This window comes from Vibrio sp. Makdt (genome assembly GCF_027587015.1).
Taxonomy (GTDB): domain Bacteria; phylum Pseudomonadota; class Gammaproteobacteria; order Enterobacterales; family Vibrionaceae; genus Vibrio; species Vibrio chagasii_B.
In genome coordinates this window covers 60,740-76,759 of the sequence record NZ_JAPPTH010000010.1, presented here as the reverse complement: position 1 = coordinate 76,759, position 16,020 = coordinate 60,740, and the positions used below count along the sequence as shown (strand labels likewise).

16 protein-coding genes and 1 riboswitch are annotated in these 16,020 nt (G+C 45.2%); of the genes, 3 read left to right on the top strand and 13 right to left on the bottom strand.

Annotation, left to right across the window (positions count from 1 at the left end):
* Positions 1–46: 46 nt before the first annotated feature.
* The 4 genes from aroG to OH460_RS13960 form a co-directional block, all read right to left on the bottom strand.
* Positions 47–1,099, bottom strand: coding sequence for a 3-deoxy-7-phosphoheptulonate synthase AroG (gene aroG, locus OH460_RS13975; RefSeq protein ID WP_008217211.1), 1,053 nt, complete (start codon positions 1,097–1,099; stop codon positions 47–49).
* A gap of 312 nt (positions 1,100–1,411) precedes the next feature.
* Positions 1,412–1,627 carry a DUF3820 family protein gene (locus OH460_RS13970; RefSeq protein WP_004730103.1) on the bottom strand — a complete coding sequence of 72 codons (216 nt, stop codon included), beginning with the start codon at positions 1,625–1,627 and terminating at the stop codon, positions 1,412–1,414.
* A 12-nt stretch (positions 1,628–1,639) separates the two neighbouring features.
* Positions 1,640–2,311 carry a DUF3313 domain-containing protein gene (locus OH460_RS13965; protein WP_105057995.1) on the bottom strand — a complete coding sequence of 224 codons (672 nt, stop codon included), beginning with the start codon at positions 2,309–2,311 and terminating at the stop codon, positions 1,640–1,642.
* A 96-nt stretch (positions 2,312–2,407) separates the two neighbouring features.
* The gene (locus tag OH460_RS13960) at positions 2,408–2,761 is read right to left on the bottom strand and encodes a transcriptional regulator (RefSeq protein WP_008217214.1); all 354 of its coding nucleotides are present in this window, start codon (positions 2,759–2,761) and stop codon (positions 2,408–2,410) included.
* A 322-nt stretch (positions 2,762–3,083) separates the two neighbouring features.
* A riboswitch (cyclic di-GMP riboswitch) is annotated at positions 3,084–3,173 on the top strand.
* Positions 3,174–3,245: 72 nt separating this feature from the next.
* Here OH460_RS13960 and gbpA point away from each other — a divergent pair.
* The gene (gene gbpA / locus OH460_RS13955; RefSeq protein ID WP_269997958.1) at positions 3,246–4,712 is read left to right on the top strand and encodes an N-acetylglucosamine-binding protein GbpA; all 1,467 of its coding nucleotides are present in this window, start codon (positions 3,246–3,248) and stop codon (positions 4,710–4,712) included.
* A 111-nt stretch (positions 4,713–4,823) separates the two neighbouring features.
* On the opposite strand, the gene cyoE is transcribed toward gbpA, so the two are convergent.
* The 4 genes from cyoE to OH460_RS13935 form a co-directional block, all read right to left on the bottom strand.
* Positions 4,824–5,762, bottom strand: a complete 939-nt coding sequence (gene cyoE, locus OH460_RS13950; protein ID WP_269997956.1) for a heme o synthase — start codon at positions 5,760–5,762, stop codon at positions 4,824–4,826.
* The gene (locus OH460_RS13945; RefSeq protein WP_269997954.1) at positions 5,752–6,807 is read right to left on the bottom strand and encodes a COX15/CtaA family protein; all 1,056 of its coding nucleotides are present in this window, start codon (positions 6,805–6,807) and stop codon (positions 5,752–5,754) included. The genes cyoE and OH460_RS13945 overlap by 11 nt, the downstream gene beginning before the upstream one ends.
* A 74-nt stretch (positions 6,808–6,881) precedes the next feature.
* Positions 6,882–7,490 carry an SCO family protein gene (locus tag OH460_RS13940; protein ID WP_269997952.1) on the bottom strand — a complete coding sequence of 203 codons (609 nt, stop codon included), beginning with the start codon at positions 7,488–7,490 and terminating at the stop codon, positions 6,882–6,884.
* A 59-nt stretch (positions 7,491–7,549) separates the two neighbouring features.
* Positions 7,550–8,449 carry an SURF1 family protein gene (locus OH460_RS13935; protein WP_333482708.1) on the bottom strand — a complete coding sequence of 300 codons (900 nt, stop codon included), beginning with the start codon at positions 8,447–8,449 and terminating at the stop codon, positions 7,550–7,552.
* Between OH460_RS13935 and OH460_RS13930 the strand changes: the two genes are divergently transcribed.
* Positions 8,361–8,591 (top strand): DUF2909 family protein, encoded by a 231-nt coding sequence (locus OH460_RS13930; RefSeq protein WP_061031236.1) that lies wholly within the window; start codon positions 8,361–8,363, stop codon positions 8,589–8,591. The genes OH460_RS13935 and OH460_RS13930 overlap by 89 nt on opposite strands.
* A 22-nt stretch (positions 8,592–8,613) precedes the next feature.
* Here the strand turns inward: OH460_RS13930 and OH460_RS13925 are convergent, their stop codons facing one another.
* Genes OH460_RS13925 through coxB form a run of 4 tightly spaced genes read right to left on the bottom strand, consistent with a single transcriptional unit; the run spans position 8,614 to position 13,029 of the window.
* Positions 8,614–9,498, bottom strand: coding sequence for a cytochrome c oxidase subunit 3 (locus tag OH460_RS13925; RefSeq protein WP_105057991.1), 885 nt, complete (start codon positions 9,496–9,498; stop codon positions 8,614–8,616).
* A 29-nt stretch (positions 9,499–9,527) separates the two neighbouring features.
* A complete protein-coding gene (locus OH460_RS13920; RefSeq protein ID WP_269997946.1) occupies positions 9,528–10,157 on the bottom strand; it encodes a cytochrome c oxidase assembly protein in 630 nt (209 codons plus the stop codon).
* 11 nt (positions 10,158–10,168) lie between these two features.
* Positions 10,169–11,830, bottom strand: coding sequence for a cytochrome c oxidase subunit I (ctaD, locus tag OH460_RS13915; RefSeq protein ID WP_269997944.1), 1,662 nt, complete (start codon positions 11,828–11,830; stop codon positions 10,169–10,171).
* The gene (gene coxB / locus OH460_RS13910; RefSeq protein WP_269997942.1) at positions 11,827–13,029 is read right to left on the bottom strand and encodes a cytochrome c oxidase subunit II; all 1,203 of its coding nucleotides are present in this window, start codon (positions 13,027–13,029) and stop codon (positions 11,827–11,829) included. The genes ctaD and coxB overlap by 4 nt, the downstream gene beginning before the upstream one ends.
* A gap of 452 nt (positions 13,030–13,481) precedes the next feature.
* Here coxB and OH460_RS13905 point away from each other — a divergent pair, with 452 nt between their 5' ends.
* Positions 13,482–15,188 (top strand): phospho-sugar mutase, encoded by a 1,707-nt coding sequence (locus tag OH460_RS13905; protein WP_269997940.1) that lies wholly within the window; start codon positions 13,482–13,484, stop codon positions 15,186–15,188.
* Positions 15,189–15,292: 104 nt separating this feature from the next.
* On the opposite strand, the gene OH460_RS13900 is transcribed toward OH460_RS13905, so the two are convergent.
* A complete protein-coding gene (locus OH460_RS13900) occupies positions 15,293–15,925 on the bottom strand; it encodes a LysE family translocator (RefSeq protein WP_269997938.1) in 633 nt (210 codons plus the stop codon).
* Positions 15,926–16,020 lie beyond the last annotated feature (95 nt).

Here is a 16,020-nt window from a genome sequence, read left to right as displayed (position 1 = left end):
GCTTCAATTGTCTAAGTCGTTCTAGAGACTAATTAAAGTCACTAATTTACTTGTTACGGCGAGCTTCAACTGCATCTGCCAGTTGACGAAGTACTGTTTCAGTATCTTCCCAACCAATACAAGCGTCAGTAATTGACTGGCCGTATGTTGGAGCTTTGCCGTCAACCAAATCCTGGCGACCTTCAACTAGGTGAGATTCGATCATCACACCAAAGATAGCTTTATCACCACCCGAGATCTGTGCACTTACGTCATCAGACACATTCATTTGACGCTTGAATTGCTTAGAACTGTTTGCATGGCTGAAGTCGATCATTACTTTCTGCGGTAGACCAGAAGCTTCTAGCTCTTGCTTGATCTTACCAACGTGCTCTGCGCTGTAGTTTGGCTCTTTACCACCACGTAGGATGATATGACAATCTGGGTTACCAGCCGTTTCAACGATAGCTGAGTGACCGTACTTAGTTACCGATAAGAAGTGGTGAGAAGCACTTGCAGAACGGATTGCGTCTGTTGCGATCTTGATGTTGCCATCGGTACCATTCTTAAAGCCAACAGGGCATGAAAGACCAGAAGCTAGCTCACGGTGAACTTGAGATTCGGTAGTACGTGCGCCAATTGCACCCCAGCTAATTAAGTCTGCTACGTATTGAGGCGTGATCATGTCTAGGAATTCACTTGCTGTCGGCATACCCATGTCTGTTAGATCAAGAAGTAGCTTACGTCCAAGGCGCAGACCATCGTTTAGTTTGAACGTGTCGTCCATGTAAGGGTCATTGATCAGACCTTTCCAGCCAACCGTCGTACGTGGTTTCTCAAAGTAAACACGCATTACGATTTCAAGCTTATCGCCTAGCTCATCGCGTAGTACTTTCAAACGCTTACCGTATTCAAGAGCCGCTTCTGGATCATGAATAGAACATGGGCCAACGATAACCAATAAACGGTCGTCACTTTCTTCTAGAATGTTGTGAATTGCTTTACGGCTTTCAAAGGTTGTCGAAGAAGCAACTTCTGTCGCTGGAAACTTTTCTAAAACAGCAACAGGGGGTAATAACTCTTTTACTTTGTTAATTCTTACATCATCAGTCTGGAACATTGCTTACTTCTTCCTATTTTCTAACCTTGGGCTGAATGTACGTTATCTCACGTAACTTTCCATCAGCACATATCTTCTTGTTCCCTGTAACTTAACTAGTAAAAACGCCAGTTTCAATCACTATTTTAAAAAGAACGCAATTTTTTTTGTGTTTTATATTTAAAACACCCTGTATAACTTTATTTACACGCTATCGATTGCGCAATTTCAGGTAGACAAGGTTGAAGGTTTTTCATCCACCACTTGTTAACAAATCTCCTCTACCAGCAGAAACAAAAAAGCCCACGCTGTTAACGTGAGCTTTAAAGTTAATTACATTCTTTTCAATGGCTTGACGACACTGTCGAGCCCTTCTATTTTTAGCGCGAGGCACAGCTTGAGCAGGTCACCTAGCTCACCAGACGGAAAGCCTTTTTTATCAAACCACAATAAATATTCTTCAGGTAAGTCAATCAGTGTGCGGCCCGCATACTTTCCAAATGGCATCTGCATTCGAGCCAACTTAATCAGATTCTCTTTCTCTAGCATTGTTCGGTCTTTCTATGCGTCATCGATGTTCTGTAGAGTATCACCTAAACGTTCAACCCAATAGTTGATTGCATCTTTGGCGTCGTCAAGTGAATCAATCATAGTCGAAAAGTCCTTATTCCCCGCCTCACGATCGATCGCTGCGAACAGTGGTGTGCCATCTTGAGCGTCACTCACCAACAGCTCGACACTCGCACTACCGACATTGGTGTGCTCACCTGTCGCAACTTTGGAGATGGTCGACATAGCAAGCCCAAAAGGCAAAACGCTGCTGGTTACAGCTAAGATAGGATTTGGCGTTTCAACGTTACTCAATGCGATACTTAGGCGTAACGTTTTGCCCGTCGGCTCGCCAACGATCACTTTGTGAGGTGATATTTTCTCTTCTAATCGGTTCACCATGTGGTCGGTAAGTTCCTGAATTTCTTCTTGATCTAACGAACCTTCTTCGGCGAGCACAAAAATTTGGTCAATGACGACAGAATCATAATCATCCAACTTACTCTTCAAGCGATCGGCGTCACGCAGTCCTAACCTTGCCCAAACGAGATCAACTCCCCCGTCAGGACCTGGCTGAAAATCTTCATAAGTGGTGAATTTGGTAGCAGTCTTGATTGGGCCGCCTGCACAACCAAACAAAAAGATGCTGGTTGCGACAAGCAAAAATAGTTTTAGAGGATTCATAGCGCACTTAGATTGGAAGAAAAACACCCAAGTATGCTATACCATATGTGAAAAGTTTGTAGAAAAAGGGGCTATAACTCAGAGCTAACTCTAAAATTAGTTGTGTTGAACAGTGTGAGCATACTCTACGATAACTTGATTTCCTTCGATATAAGCATTTTGGATCTCTCCATCAACACTCATTCTACTTTTCAAGTAGACCACTTTAGGACCAGAGTCATTTCCTTCTTTAAGTGACGGGAATACGTTTCTTGGTTCCAAATGAAGTAAACGACAGAAATGGCTCACAAATGACATAGTTAGCGGTGACTCCCCTCGCAACACATTTGAGAAATCAAGCTGACTCATACCAAGCTTCTTTGAAAACTCCATTTGTGTGATTCGCATTCGTGATTTTTGTGACATCCACGTTTGGTATAACGCTTCTCTATCTTGTTCAGTGAATTCCATACTGACTCCTTTATATAATTCATACCAATTAATTGTCCGGTTTTTCATACATAGCGTGTCAGGGTTCGGTTAGTGGAAGCCAAAGGTTTGGTTTTGATATGCGTTCAATTGTTATCCAGCACAAAACTAAAAAGACGAAACCATTCACAAAAACAATTAGAGCAAATACTTTCTTAATTTATTTCAATCACTTATAGGTAAATAAAGAATACATTTAGCAAGTTAATTTGTGACAAGAATTAAAAGTTCGAGATTAGCATTCCACATTTCAATCTATTCATTCGCATTTATAAAACGCGTTGACTACATTTCGCTTGCTTAAACGCACTTCTGGCAAACTATTTGAAAGAATAGGACGCAAAGCCACCGGTCTGTCGACAATTATTCTGTCTATGATAGCGGAGCTGCCACTTAATAGGATTTAAGTGCAAATGCGTGCCGGAGTGTTCTCTTTTTTGTCGGCCAAATACAGTAAGGACAAATAATGAAACAACTCCCAAAAAAATCACTCATCGCTCTATCGCTACTAAGCGTTAGTGGTGCAAGCTTCGGTCACGGTTATGTCTCGGCATACAATAATGGCGTCGCTGAAAGCCGTGTAGCGCTGTGTAAGTTCCCTGCGAGTGATACACAAGAGAAGAACACCAACTGTGGAGGTATCCAATACGAACCGCAAAGTGTCGAAGGTCCTGAAGGCTTCCCAGAGGTTGGCCCTGCAGATGGAAAAATCGCTAGTGCGCAATCTTCTTTAGCTGCTGCGCTAGACGAGCAAACAGCAGACCGTTGGGTTAAACGCCCTATCCAATCTGGCTCTCAATACTTTGAGTGGACATTCACAGCAAACCACGTGACTCACGATTGGAAATACTACATTACAAAACCAGACTGGAATCCAAACCAGCCTTTGGCTCGCAGTTCTTTTGATCTAACGCCATTCTGTGTAGTCGAAGGCAATATGGAACAGCCACCAATGCAAGTAAGCCACTTGTGTAATGTCCCTGAGCGTGAAGGCTACCAAGTGATTCTTGCTGTTTGGGATGTGGGTGATACTGCAATGGCTTTCTACAACGTTATTGATGTGAAATTTGATGGCGATGGTCCGATCATTCCTGATTGGGATCAAGGTGGTCAAATCAACCCAACTCGCGACCTAAACATCGGTGATGCAGTTTACACTCGTGTCTTCGACCAATCTGGTGAGAACGCGTCATACAGCACTGAGCTAGTGATTGAGAACAACGAGCAAGGTAAAGCGAATAACTGGTCTTATGCATTGGCATCAAAGATCAACCAAGAGCAGACGCAAATCAAAGCGGGTCAATTGAATGACCAAGGTGATTTCGCTCCTGTATACGGCTCAAACCCGGTTTACTTAAAAGCAGGTTCAGGCTTTAAGAGTGTTGAGATCGGCTACAAGATTGACACTCCAGAGCCAGAGCATGAAGTTGAAGTAACAGGTTTAGAATCAGAGTACATTATCGATGAGAGCCAGCCTACACAGCTTGATCTTACTCTAGCAGCAACGGGCAATGTTCAAGCAGAACTCACGGTATACAACCACCATCGCGAAGCGCTTGCATCGCAAAAATCTGAGCTACAAGACGGACAAGTTGAAGGTGTTCAACTGACGCTTTCTAAATCTGAAGCTGGCCACCACATGCTTGTGGTTGTGACCAAAGATGACCAAGGTAACTTAGTGGATCAGAACACGCTTGATTTCCACCTGATGGACGAGCAAACACCGCCACCAGCGGGCGATTACGACTTCGTATTCCCTGAAAGCATTGAGTCTTACACCGCGGGAACGAAAGTACTAAGCAGCGATGGTAGTGTTTATCAGTGTAAAGAGTTCCCATACTCTGGTTACTGTGTTCAATGGGCACCAACGGCAACTCAGTACGAACCTGGCGTAGGTTCACACTGGCAAGATGCTTGGAACAAAGTGGACTAATTATTAGTAAGGTACTTACTTTCAAGTACGTAAGCTTGTGTAATTAGCCAAACGAAAACGGATGCCCAGTGCATCCGTTTTTTTATTCAGTATTCATCTACAAATTTGATATTAAAGTAGGTAATGGTCTACCAACAAAGCCACAAACAAGATCATGAGATGATAAATAGAGAACTTGAATGTCTTCATCGCCATGTTCGGCTCGTCGCGATATTTCAATACCCAGGCATGATAAACAAACCCACCGTTGAGCACCAAAGACGCGCTCAGGTATATCCAACTGCTCATTCCAACTAACACTGGCAGCACACACACGATGCTCAGCAATAGTGTATACAGCAGAATTGAAGTCTTGGTGTAAGTTATCCCATGTGTCACAGGCAACATCGGGATATCTACCTTGGCATATTCGTCACGACGATGAATCGCAAGCGCCCAAAAGTGAGGAGGTGTCCAGATGAAGATGATCATCACCAGTAGCCATGCGTTGGAGTGCAACTCGTTAGTCACTGCCGTCCAACCCAATAAAGGTGGCATTGCCCCTGCGATCCCTGCAATGACAATGTTCTGTGGCGTCGCTCGTTTTAAATACATGGTATAGATAACCGCATAACCTAATAAGCTCGCAAAGGTTAGCCAAGCCGTAAGCGGGTTAACTAACAAGGCTAAAGTCACAAAGCCAAGTAAACCGATACCGGCTGCAAAGGCGAATACTCGTACACTGCTGAGCTCACCCGATGGTAAAGGACGACGATTAGTACGAGACATTTGCCCGTCGATCTTCTTGTCGATCAAGTGATTAAATGCAGCGGCTGAACCCGCCATCAACCCTATCCCTACCATGCCAAATAATGCTTGCTGTAATGGCAATCCATTAGGCACCGCTAAACACATGCCGACTAATGCTGTTAACAACATCAAAGCAACCACTTTAGGCTTAGTCAGTGTTAAATAGACCTTCCAAGCTGCTTTGTTTTGAGTAGCAACTTCATGACTTGAAGCGGTATCTTGAACCACAATTTGATGCTGTGTTGAAGTTCTACTGACCATGATTACCTCCTTGTAATACACTGTTCTTTGCCAAGCGCTCACTTGGTTTTCGTTGCCACACTACAAAGTTTGTCGCAACCAGACTGACAAGCAGCATCGCCGCAACTAAGTTATGAAGCACTGCCACTGAAATCGGTAGATGGAACCACACGTTACTGATCCCTAAACTGATTTGCACGGATAATACCAATGCCACAATGACACCCAGTTTTTGGTGCGCTGTTTGACCAAGCTTCCACAACTGATACACGACCATTAGCACCGTTATCGTTGCCACGATAGCGCCAAACCTATGCATGACATGTATGGTGAGCCTTGCGGGATACTCGAGCACACCAAACTCATAGTTATCATGCCCATGCTGTGCAAAGTCGAACGCATTCTTAAAATCTAGGTAGCTTGTCCAATTCCCTTCACAGATAGGTAGTTGAGTACATACCAGCGCGGCATAATTTGAAGACGTCCAACCGCCAAGTAAGATCTGTCCAATTACAACCATTAGGCCAAGTAACGCAGCAAACTTGCTCGTCGCCGAGTATCTCGTTTCACCGAACCGAGTCTGGAAATTAGAGAGGCGACAATAGAGCAGGCAGAGCAGAGACAGCAGAGTGAACCCTCCCATCAAGTGCGCCATCACCACAACCGGCATCAGCTTGAGAGTCACTGTCCACATCCCTAACAAAGCTTGAAAGAGCACCGTTGCCGAAATAAGTAGCGGTAGCCCAGCAGAAGTGATGTTCTTCTTAATACACCAAACGACCACAACAAAGATAAGAAGCCCTAATGAACCAGCAAAGTAGCGATGTATCATCTCTATCCATGCTTTATCAGCCTCAAGAGCGCGTTCAGGGAATTGGAGATTGGCTTGGTTCACCGCTTGGGCATCTGAAGGTACCGTGAGCTTTCCGTAACACCCTGGCCAATCAGGGCAACCAAGTCCAGCATCCGATAATCGGGTATAGGCACCGAGCACAATCACTGTCAGCGTCAGTAAGATAGTCACTCGCATCACGAGCATGAGCAAATCAGGGGCTTTGTTCTGCATCGTTTATCTCCCTATAAGTATTCCTTGTCGCTGCTAGAGTTCAGTCACCGCGGTCAAACCGAATCACTTATCAGCTACCCAACACGCGACAGTTTAAGAAGCTTTCTCAAATCATGAATCATGCCTTTAGACTGCCCGACTAACTGCGATGGTTCTGAGACACTTTTGTATTCCATAACGAGTTGCCCAAGAGGATCAATGATAACAATCGAAGCTGGTGCGAACTTGGTGCTCAACTGCTCCCCACCGGACAGAAACGATAAATCAGGTTTGTTAAATGCTCCTGGTAATGCATCCCCTTCAGAGACAAAAACCACAGCAGTCACTCGTTCTTTGTTCTTCCCCAGCGCTAAATAGCTTTGGTTCAAGTAATGGAGTTGTTGTTCACACAAGCTATCGCAGTCTGTTGGCGCAATGTACCCCACCAACCACCCTTCTCCTTCCACCGGCGCCGTCAGCCCAAAATCTTGTAGAGTCACTCTTGGCTCAACTAACTCCCCACTGTTTGTCACGCCAGATGTGTACCAATTCTGCTCTAATACAGTTTTAGCGATAATGGCAGGTAAGGCGAAGACCAAAATCAATCCGATAAGTACAAGTCGACCACGTGAGCGGCGCTGTTTAAACGCAGCAAGATTAGCATCGGTACTTTCCTTTTTAGTTTGTGTTTGAGACTTATCCATTTTGATTCCCTGTATTAGTCGCTGCCGTTCGCTAACCGTGTTTATGTCGTTGCAAGCATTTACTTCTTATTCATGTGACTATGTTTCTTCGAGTATCTGAACCCCATCAACAACATCAGCGAAAGCAATACCGCAGCCATCACAAACCATTGAAAAGAGTAACCAAAGTGCTTCTCAGACTTCATCGCCGTAGGGCGCCACAACATCTCATAAGGCCATGAATCTAAGCTCTGAGGTTGAAAGATAAACGGCAACACCTCTTGTCCTGTGTATTGTGATAGCGCTTCTATGTTGATGTTTTGAATCCTTTTCGGCGTCGTGTTTTCTAGACCAAGTTCCTGACTTAACGGATTCACCGAACGAGTGTACAATCGCCCAGAAATCTGGATAGGTAGCGTGATCTTTCCTATTTGTGGTAGCTCCCTTCTGTCATTACTTGCTGCAACGAATCCAAGATCGATCAAAAGCTGTTTTCTTCCACCTTGAGTTTGGACTTCGCTCAGCATGTAAATAACATACCCCACCGTTCCTTGATTGATTTGATTGTCTAGCAAGAGAATTAAACCACTCGATTTCACTAATTCGACGTCAGCTTTCAAGCCATTTAAGGTCGAAGGGGGCACCGGCTGCTGAGTTCCAACGCTTGCCTCTCGCCATTCATTGAGCACTGCATCTAGTGGCTTAGGAGGTTGCAGAGCTCTCTGCGATAGCTGCTGCTCATAACGCAGTTTCTCGTTACCTCTGTCTAACTGCCATAAACCCAACTTGATTAAAGTGCCGACTGAAACCAAAGTTAAAGCAACCGCAAACCAAAAACCTTTACTGCGGAACTTTCGCTCATCATGATTCAAACGGTTTGGAGTTATCACTATGGCATCACCTACCTTTATCCTGTTATTCAAAGTTGTGTTAGTTGCCCTGCTGTTTTTCATTGCATTCAACTTAATGAAAGGGCTCATTCAAATCGCGTCTAGCAAACACAATGGCAAAAAGCTGAGTCACTTCTTGGGGCGTCGAGTCATGTGGTCAGCCGTTGCTGTGTTACTGCTATTGCTTGCTTTAGGGTCAGGAGTGATAACTCCCAACCCTCGTCCTTATTAAGCCCTTTAGCTCTGTCGCTTCACTAAAGTACGTATACAAACACGAATAATCCTAACCAAACCACATCAACAAAATGCCAATACCAACTGCCTGCTTGGAACGCAAAATGGTCTTTGGGTGTAAAATGATCTTTGGCAACCCTAGCCAAAAGGACGATTAAAAAGATCGTCCCTAAGCAGACATGTAAACCATGGAAACCCGTCAGTAAGAAGAAGGTGTTGCCATAGATTCCCGATTGAAGAGTAAGGCCCATATCTTGATAAGCATGGATATACTCTTCAACTTGGAAAAATAGGAAGAACCCAGCCAGAACGATGGTGATCTCTAACCAAACGATTAATGCCATGCGCTTGTTTTGTTCGAGGCTTAGATGGGCCATATGCAGCGTGATAGATGAGAGCAGTAGGATAATGGTGTTTTTGAGTGGAATTCCTTGCCATGGCATAGCTTGTGTTGTTACGCCATCCGGTGTCGTAGTCAACGGCCACATTGATTGGAACATTGGCCACAACACTTCATGAGTCATTTCATTGTTGCCCGCCCCGCCAATCCATGGGACAGAGATCATCCGAGCGTAGAACAGCGCACCAAAGAAAGCGCCAAAGAACATGATTTCAGAAAAGATGAACCAACTCATACCTTGCCTGAAAGAGCGAGATATTTGCTCAGAATAGAGGCCACTCAAGGATTCCGTTATCACGTTGCTAAACCAACCCGCAAGCATGTAAAGCAACACCGCAAATCCGACGAACAACACAGCCTTACCGAACACACCACCAGCGGCATCAGTGCCCATGTTTTGCACGGTTAACCCTGCTCCAACCGCAACAAGAAATAGCGCAACGGCACCGACTAATGGCCAATGGCTTTGATGTGGAACGAAATATACTTCCTTTTTAGAACTCATCGCTCAACTCCTTTTGTTGATTCTGGTTCCTAGTTACTCGCGATTACATTAGGCTCGGCACTACTTGATTCCCCGACCGCCTCACTCGTAATGTTAAATAGCGTATAAGAGAGCGTCAGTGTATGAATCGATTCTGGAATATCTGGCTCTATGTAAAATATCAAACCCATTTCAGCGCTTTTATGCCCCTCTAATGGCTGCTGGTTAAAGCAGAAGCATTCCATCTTATTAAAGTAAGTCGCCCCCATCCCTGGAGATACTGAAGGCACAGCCTGCCCCACTAGAGAGTTTCCTGATAAATTTTTGGCGATGTAATTCGTTTGAATTACCTCACCAGGGTGAACCTCTAACACACGATCTTCAGGAACGAACTGCCAGGGCATATCAGGTTTGATGTGCGACATAAACTCCACACGAACCGTGCGAGAATAATCTGGCTGCATCCCCCGCGGCTGTACCGCAGACACGGTATTAGTTTTGCCGTTGATTCCCAAAGCCTCGCACATCACATCGTAGAGTGGCACCAAAGCAAAACCGAAGCCAAACATCGCTACCACACTCAATACCAAGTAACCCGTTAGCTTTTTAGTTGATCGCTTCTTGGTTGACTGCTTGGGTTGGTTTTCATCTCTACGTAGATCGCTTTGCTTATCGCTCATCGCCCATCTCCCTAATCGACTTTAGGCGGATGAGTAAAAGTATGATGAGGCGCAGGGCTTGGTACCGTCCATTCTAGCCCTTCAGCACGTTCCCATGGCTTGCTTGATGCTGGCTCACCACCTCTTACACACTTAATAACCAACCACAAGAAGATCAATTGAGACAAACCAAAGGCGAAGCCCCCTATCGACACCACTTGGTTAACGTCAGCGAACTGGATAGCGTAGTCTGGAATACGACGTGGCATCCCCGCTAAACCTAGGAAGTGCATAGGGAAGAAAAGGACATTCACTGAGATTACTGACGTCCAGAAATGCCATAGACTGAGCTTGTGGTCGTACATATGTCCTGTCCACTTAGGCAACCAATAATAGGCGGCGGCCATTATCGAGAACACGGCACCAGTCACCAGGACATAGTGGAAGTGAGCTACTACAAAATAGGTGTCGTGGTATTGGAAATCTGCAGGGACAATAGCCAACATCAATCCAGACAAGCCGCCTATCGTAAACAAAACAATAAAGGCAATGGTGAACAGCATTGGGGTTTCGAAGGTCAAGGCGCCTCGCCACATGGTTGCGACCCAGTTAAAGACTTTCACCCCAGTGGGCACCGCAATCAACATGGTGCAGTACATGAAGAACAGCTCAGCAAAGACGGGCATCCCCGTAGTGAACATGTGGTGTGCCCAAACTAGGAAAGACAAGATTGCGATACTACAGGTCGCGTACACCATGGAGTGATAACCAAACAAACGCTTACCACTAAATGCCGGGATAATTGCTGAAACAATACCAAAGGATGGCAAGATCATGATGTACACTTCAGGGTGACCAAAGAACCAGAATATGTGCTGGAACATGACGGGGTCACCGCCACCAGCCGCATCGAAGAAGCTTGTCCCAAAGTACTTATCAGTCAACACCATGGTCACTGCCCCAGCGAGAACGGGCATTACGGCTATCAGTAAGAAGGCTGTGATTAACCAAGTCCAAACAAACATTGGCAATTTAAACCAAGTCATACCTGGAGCTCTCATGTTCACGATAGTCACGATGACGTTGATCGCCCCCATGATCGAACTGATACCCATAATATGAACAGAGAATACAAATAGTGCTGTACTATCAGGGCCATACGTCGTTGAGAGCGGCGCGTAGAATGTCCAACCAAAACTCGGTCCGCCTCCCTCAGTAAACAAAGAGCCAATCAAGATTAAGAAAGCAAAAGGTAAAATCCAGAAGCTGAGGTTGTTCATTCTAGGTAACGCCATATCTGGAGCGCCGATCATCATAGGGATCATCCAGTTAGCGAGCCCTGTAAATGCAGGCATTACCGCGCCAAATACCATGATCAAGCCATGGACAGTGGTCATCTGGTTAAAGAAGTCAGGCTCAACAAGCTGTAGACCCGGTTGGAATAACTCCGCACGGATCACCATCGCCATCGCACCGCCAGTTAGGAACATTGCGAAACTGAACCACAGATATAGCGTACCGATGTCTTTATGATTGGTTGAATACAGCCAACGCGCCCACCCTTTTGGAGCGGCATGGGAATCGTGATCATCCGTAGGTAAGTCATGGCTGTCTAAGGTGCCGTCTAAAGTATGACTTAGAGCCTGATCTTCTGCAGGCGCCGATTTCACCGGCTTTTCAATTGGTGAACTCATAGCTGCTCCTTAGCATCACTTTGTGCTTCATCCGTTGAGCCTTCTGCTCCACCCGATTGTTTGACCTTATAGGCATTAACATCTGAAGCTTGAACCACATCGCCAGTATCGTTCCCCCAAGCATTTCGTTGGTAGGTTACGACTGCTGCAATCTCTTTTTCTGTTAACTGATTATCGAAGGCTTGCATTGCCGTGCCCCCTCGACCATAAACAATAGTGTCGATATGAACATCCACATCTCCAAGAGCAACTGGGCTACCTTTGATTGCAGGAAACGCTCCAGGGATACCTTCGCCGTTAGCTTGGTGACAAACCGCGCATCGAGTTTTGTATACCTCTTCACCTATGGTGTTCAACTCTTCCAAAGAAAGTGACGCGTCTAATGCATCTTGAGCCGCTTGTTTCGCCGCTATCGTTAACTCTTTCTGTTCCGCTAGCCATGCATCAAATTCGTTCTCTTCCATAGCATGAACAACTATCGGCATGAAGCCATGAGCACGACCACACAGCTCTGCACATTGTCCTCGGTAAACACCTGGTTCATCGATTTTGGTCCACGCTTCGTTAATAAATCCCGGAATGGTGTCTTTCTTAACAGCAAAAGCCGGCACCCACCACGAATGGATAACATCATCTGAAGTCATTAAAAAACGTACTTTCCGGTCTATGGGCAGCACAAGTGGTTTATCAACCTCCAACAAATAGTGCGCACCTTTTACTTCAATACCTTCAATTTCTTTGTCGCTGGTTGCTAGCAAACTGAAGAACTCAACATCTTCATCGAAATAGCTGTAGTGCCATTTCCATTGTGAACCAGTAATCTTAACGGTGAGTTCGGATTGAGAAGTGTCTTCCATCGCTATCAAGGTTTTAGTAGCGGGAATCGCCATAGCGATGAGAATAATGATAGGGATAATGGTCCAGAGGATTTCGACTTTGGTACTTTCATGAAAATGAGCAGCCACAGCGCCCTTCGACTTTCGGTGCCTTAGAATCGAATAAAACATAACACCGAACACAACGAAGGCGATTGCACAGCAGATGTAGAAGATCAACATGTGAAGTTCATACACTTGACCACTGATCTCTGTTACACCTTGTGTCATGTTATATTCGCTACTCGCATTCACCCACGGCGAAATCGACAGCACAACAAAACTGTTCAAAAGCCACGCTAGCCTAACCAGTAATCTTTTCAAAAGATCTCTCCTTATCCTTCCTAATTGGATACATGCGACCTAAATGTCGTTGCGAACCCAACAGCACTCATTGCAGTACCGGCTTCGCATGAAAAGGCTGAATCTCAATCTACTACTCGCGTCGGCACAGCCTTCAAGGGACTGAACACTCCTGTCTTACTTGTCGACTTATACGTCTATCAAAGTCTGGAGGTTTCAACGAAAGATTCAAAAACGGCGAAATTGTTCAATTTTGTTATATTTATGTAAAAGGCTAGTTAGTGATATCCAATTGTTCAAGGTAAGTTTACTTACAAAATAGTCAATTATTTAGAATGGCTTAGCCCACTTGTCTTTGTCGTTGGAATTTATTTTTAATCGAGTTTTACGATTGCTTTCATGGAAATGATAATCAATATCACTTAAATTAATCCCAACAGTAAGTCATACCGACATAAAAAGGTTCAGTGATTATGCAAGATGCTATGAATTGGTTAGCGAGAGACCCAGATCCAAGAACTCGTGAAGAGCTACAACACCTCATTGATGAGGGAATGCACGACGAATTGAAAGACCGCTTTACGCAGCGATTAGAATTCGGAACAGCGGGTCTTCGAGGTAAAGTAGGATGTGGCCCAAACAGAATGAACCGCTTAGTCATTCAAGAAACCGCGACTGGGCTTGGTCACTATCTAATTGAACATGTAGCAAACGCGACCATGAGAGGTGTCGTTGTGGGCTATGATGGCCGATTAGATTCAAAGCAATTCGCGATTGATACCGCTTCAGTACTGACGGCTTTAGGCATCAAGGTTTATCTAACATCGAATGTAGCTGCGACCCCTATCGTTGCTTTTGGTATCGAGCATTTCAACGCAGCAGCGGCCGTTGTGGTAACTGCTAGCCACAACCCACCGGAATATAATGGCTTCAAGGTATACTGGGAAAATGGCGCACAAATTATACCGCCTCATGATGCAGGTATTGCAGCTGAAATTGACTCCGCAGCGACTAAGCCTATCCCTTTGATGAGCCTCAGTGATGCAGAAACGCAAGGCAAGCTAGTGTGGCTCACCGAGGGTTACTATCAAACCTACCGCGCTGCGATCAACAAAAGCCCATTTGTAGAGAGCGATATCGAGCCTGCTAATACCACCATCGCTTATACAGCAATGCATGGGGTGGGCGCGCAGATGGCAGAAGATCTTCTGCACGACTCGGGTTTCCATAAGGTATTCAGCGTTGCAGAGCAAAGAGAACCTGATGGCCACTTCCCAACGGTGAACTTCCCTAACCCAGAAGAAAAAGGGGCCATGGATCTCGTGATCAAGCTGGCGAAAAGTGTCGATGCTGATATCGCTTGTGCCAATGATCCAGATGCGGACCGATTTGCCGCTGCAGTAAGAACAGATAGCGGCTCATACAAAATGCTAACGGGTGACCAAGTAGGCGTACTATTCGCACATTACTTACTGTCAAAGCCACACACTAAGAACCAATTGGTCGGTAACAGTATCGTATCGTCTACCCTGCTTGAGAAAGTCGCTAACTCTCATGGTGCTACCTACTTCCAAACTCTGACCGGGTTTAAATGGTTGGCGAACATTGGCATGCAGTTGGAAGATGAACAGAATGAATTCCTATTCGCCTATGAAGAAGCGCTTGGTTATACGATTGGTACTCAAGTCCGCGATAAAGATGGGTTGTCAGCCATTGTCGTTTTTGCACAATTGGTCGAAGAGTTAAAATCTCAAGGTCGAACAGTGTGGGATCTTCTGGCTCAGATTTCCTTTGAACATGGTGTTCATACCAATGCACAACGCAGCATTGCGCTGGATCCAGATTCACCTTCAATCGGCTCTAAACTTCGCGCAGAACAACCAAAAACAATCAATGGCATCGCGATATCTGTGATTGAAGATCTTCAGTCTTCACTACGCTTTATTAGAGGTGGTGCAGCAGAGGCGATAAACCTCCCGGCAAGTGATGTGCTTATCTATCACCTCGAAGACGGTTCTCGCATTATCGTCCGCCCTTCGGGCACAGAGCCAAAGGTTAAGGTTTATTACGAGACCGTGACAAAGTTTGAGGGGACAGAAACCTATGACGACACTCGTCAGCGAGGTGAAGAATATATGGATAAGCTCATCGAACAACACCAGAAAGAGCTGAACTCTTAACGGATTAGCGCATTAAGAATGCATCAGTTAAATTAAAAATGGACGCTCTAAGCGTCCATTTTTCTTTAAACATCTGGTTGCGGATAATCGCGTTTGGTTGTTACTTATGAAGTGAAGAAAGAAGACAGCATCCAAACCGCTAATACAACAAATACGCCACCCATCACTTTCTGTTGATAGGTACGAAACTTAGCATTTTCTACCAGTGACTTACCGATGGTACCTACCAGAGCTACAAGCAAGAAGTTGAACGTTAAGCCGAACACATTCAGTAATAAGCCTAGCACCAACATCTGCTCGCCCGATGTAGCCTCAATATTTGTCGACACAAACTGAGGTAAAAACATCACAAAAAACACTAGAGCTTTAGGATTAAGCAGGTTACTGATCAGCGCTCTTTGGTAGTAAGCCTTTGCGGCAAAATTATCAGTCAGTTCAGGTGCGTTTCCCTGCTCTGTTCGCAGGCAGTCCCACCCCATTTTTAGCAAGTATGTACCACCTAATAGATGGAGAGCATTCAAAGCAACAGGGCTCATTGCGATTAATGCAGATACACCCATCGCCGCTAAAACAGTAAGAATGATCCCAGAAGTCGCGTTACCTAAGCTCGCAAAGACACCAACCTTGCGACCATAACTCATGCTTGAGCTAGCAATCAGCAACATATCAGGACCAGGTAAAAGAAGAAGAGCGACGACGGCAGTCAAGTAAACAGGCAGAATGGTTAAATCGATCATGAGGTTCAGCATTGATAAAAATGGAGGCGGATTTTATATCAATTACTGGCGCCCTTCCAGATGCAATCAGTTGTACCAAGGCTAAAATTTCGAAT

Coding starts and splice junctions, on each gene's coding strand:
- OH460_RS13965 (WP_105057995.1), bottom strand. CDS start 2,311: ATGAATCCTCTAAAACTATTTTTGCTTGTCGCAACCAGCATCTTTTTG.
- OH460_RS13930 (WP_061031236.1), top strand. CDS start 8,361: ATGGCATCACCTACCTTTATCCTGTTATTCAAAGTTGTGTTAGTTGCC.
- OH460_RS13940 (WP_269997952.1), bottom strand. CDS start 7,490: ATGGATAAGTCTCAAACACAAACTAAAAAGGAAAGTACCGATGCTAAT.
- cyoE (WP_269997956.1), bottom strand. CDS start 5,762: ATGGTCAGTAGAACTTCAACACAGCATCAAATTGTGGTTCAAGATACC.
- OH460_RS13905 (WP_269997940.1), top strand. CDS start 13,482: ATGCAAGATGCTATGAATTGGTTAGCGAGAGACCCAGATCCAAGAACT.
- ctaD (WP_269997944.1), bottom strand. CDS start 11,830: ATGAGTTCACCAATTGAAAAGCCGGTGAAATCGGCGCCTGCAGAAGAT.
- aroG (WP_008217211.1), bottom strand. CDS start 1,099: ATGTTCCAGACTGATGATGTAAGAATTAACAAAGTAAAAGAGTTATTA.
- OH460_RS13935 (WP_333482708.1), bottom strand. CDS start 8,449: ATGAGCCCTTTCATTAAGTTGAATGCAATGAAAAACAGCAGGGCAACT.
- OH460_RS13900 (WP_269997938.1), bottom strand. CDS start 15,925: ATGATCGATTTAACCATTCTGCCTGTTTACTTGACTGCCGTCGTCGCT.
- OH460_RS13970 (WP_004730103.1), bottom strand. CDS start 1,627: ATGCTAGAGAAAGAGAATCTGATTAAGTTGGCTCGAATGCAGATGCCA.
- OH460_RS13960 (WP_008217214.1), bottom strand. CDS start 2,761: ATGGAATTCACTGAACAAGATAGAGAAGCGTTATACCAAACGTGGATG.
- OH460_RS13925 (WP_105057991.1), bottom strand. CDS start 9,498: ATGAGTTCTAAAAAGGAAGTATATTTCGTTCCACATCAAAGCCATTGG.
- OH460_RS13945 (WP_269997954.1), bottom strand. CDS start 6,807: ATGCAGAACAAAGCCCCTGATTTGCTCATGCTCGTGATGCGAGTGACT.
- gbpA (WP_269997958.1), top strand. CDS start 3,246: ATGAAACAACTCCCAAAAAAATCACTCATCGCTCTATCGCTACTAAGC.
- OH460_RS13920 (WP_269997946.1), bottom strand. CDS start 10,157: ATGAGCGATAAGCAAAGCGATCTACGTAGAGATGAAAACCAACCCAAG.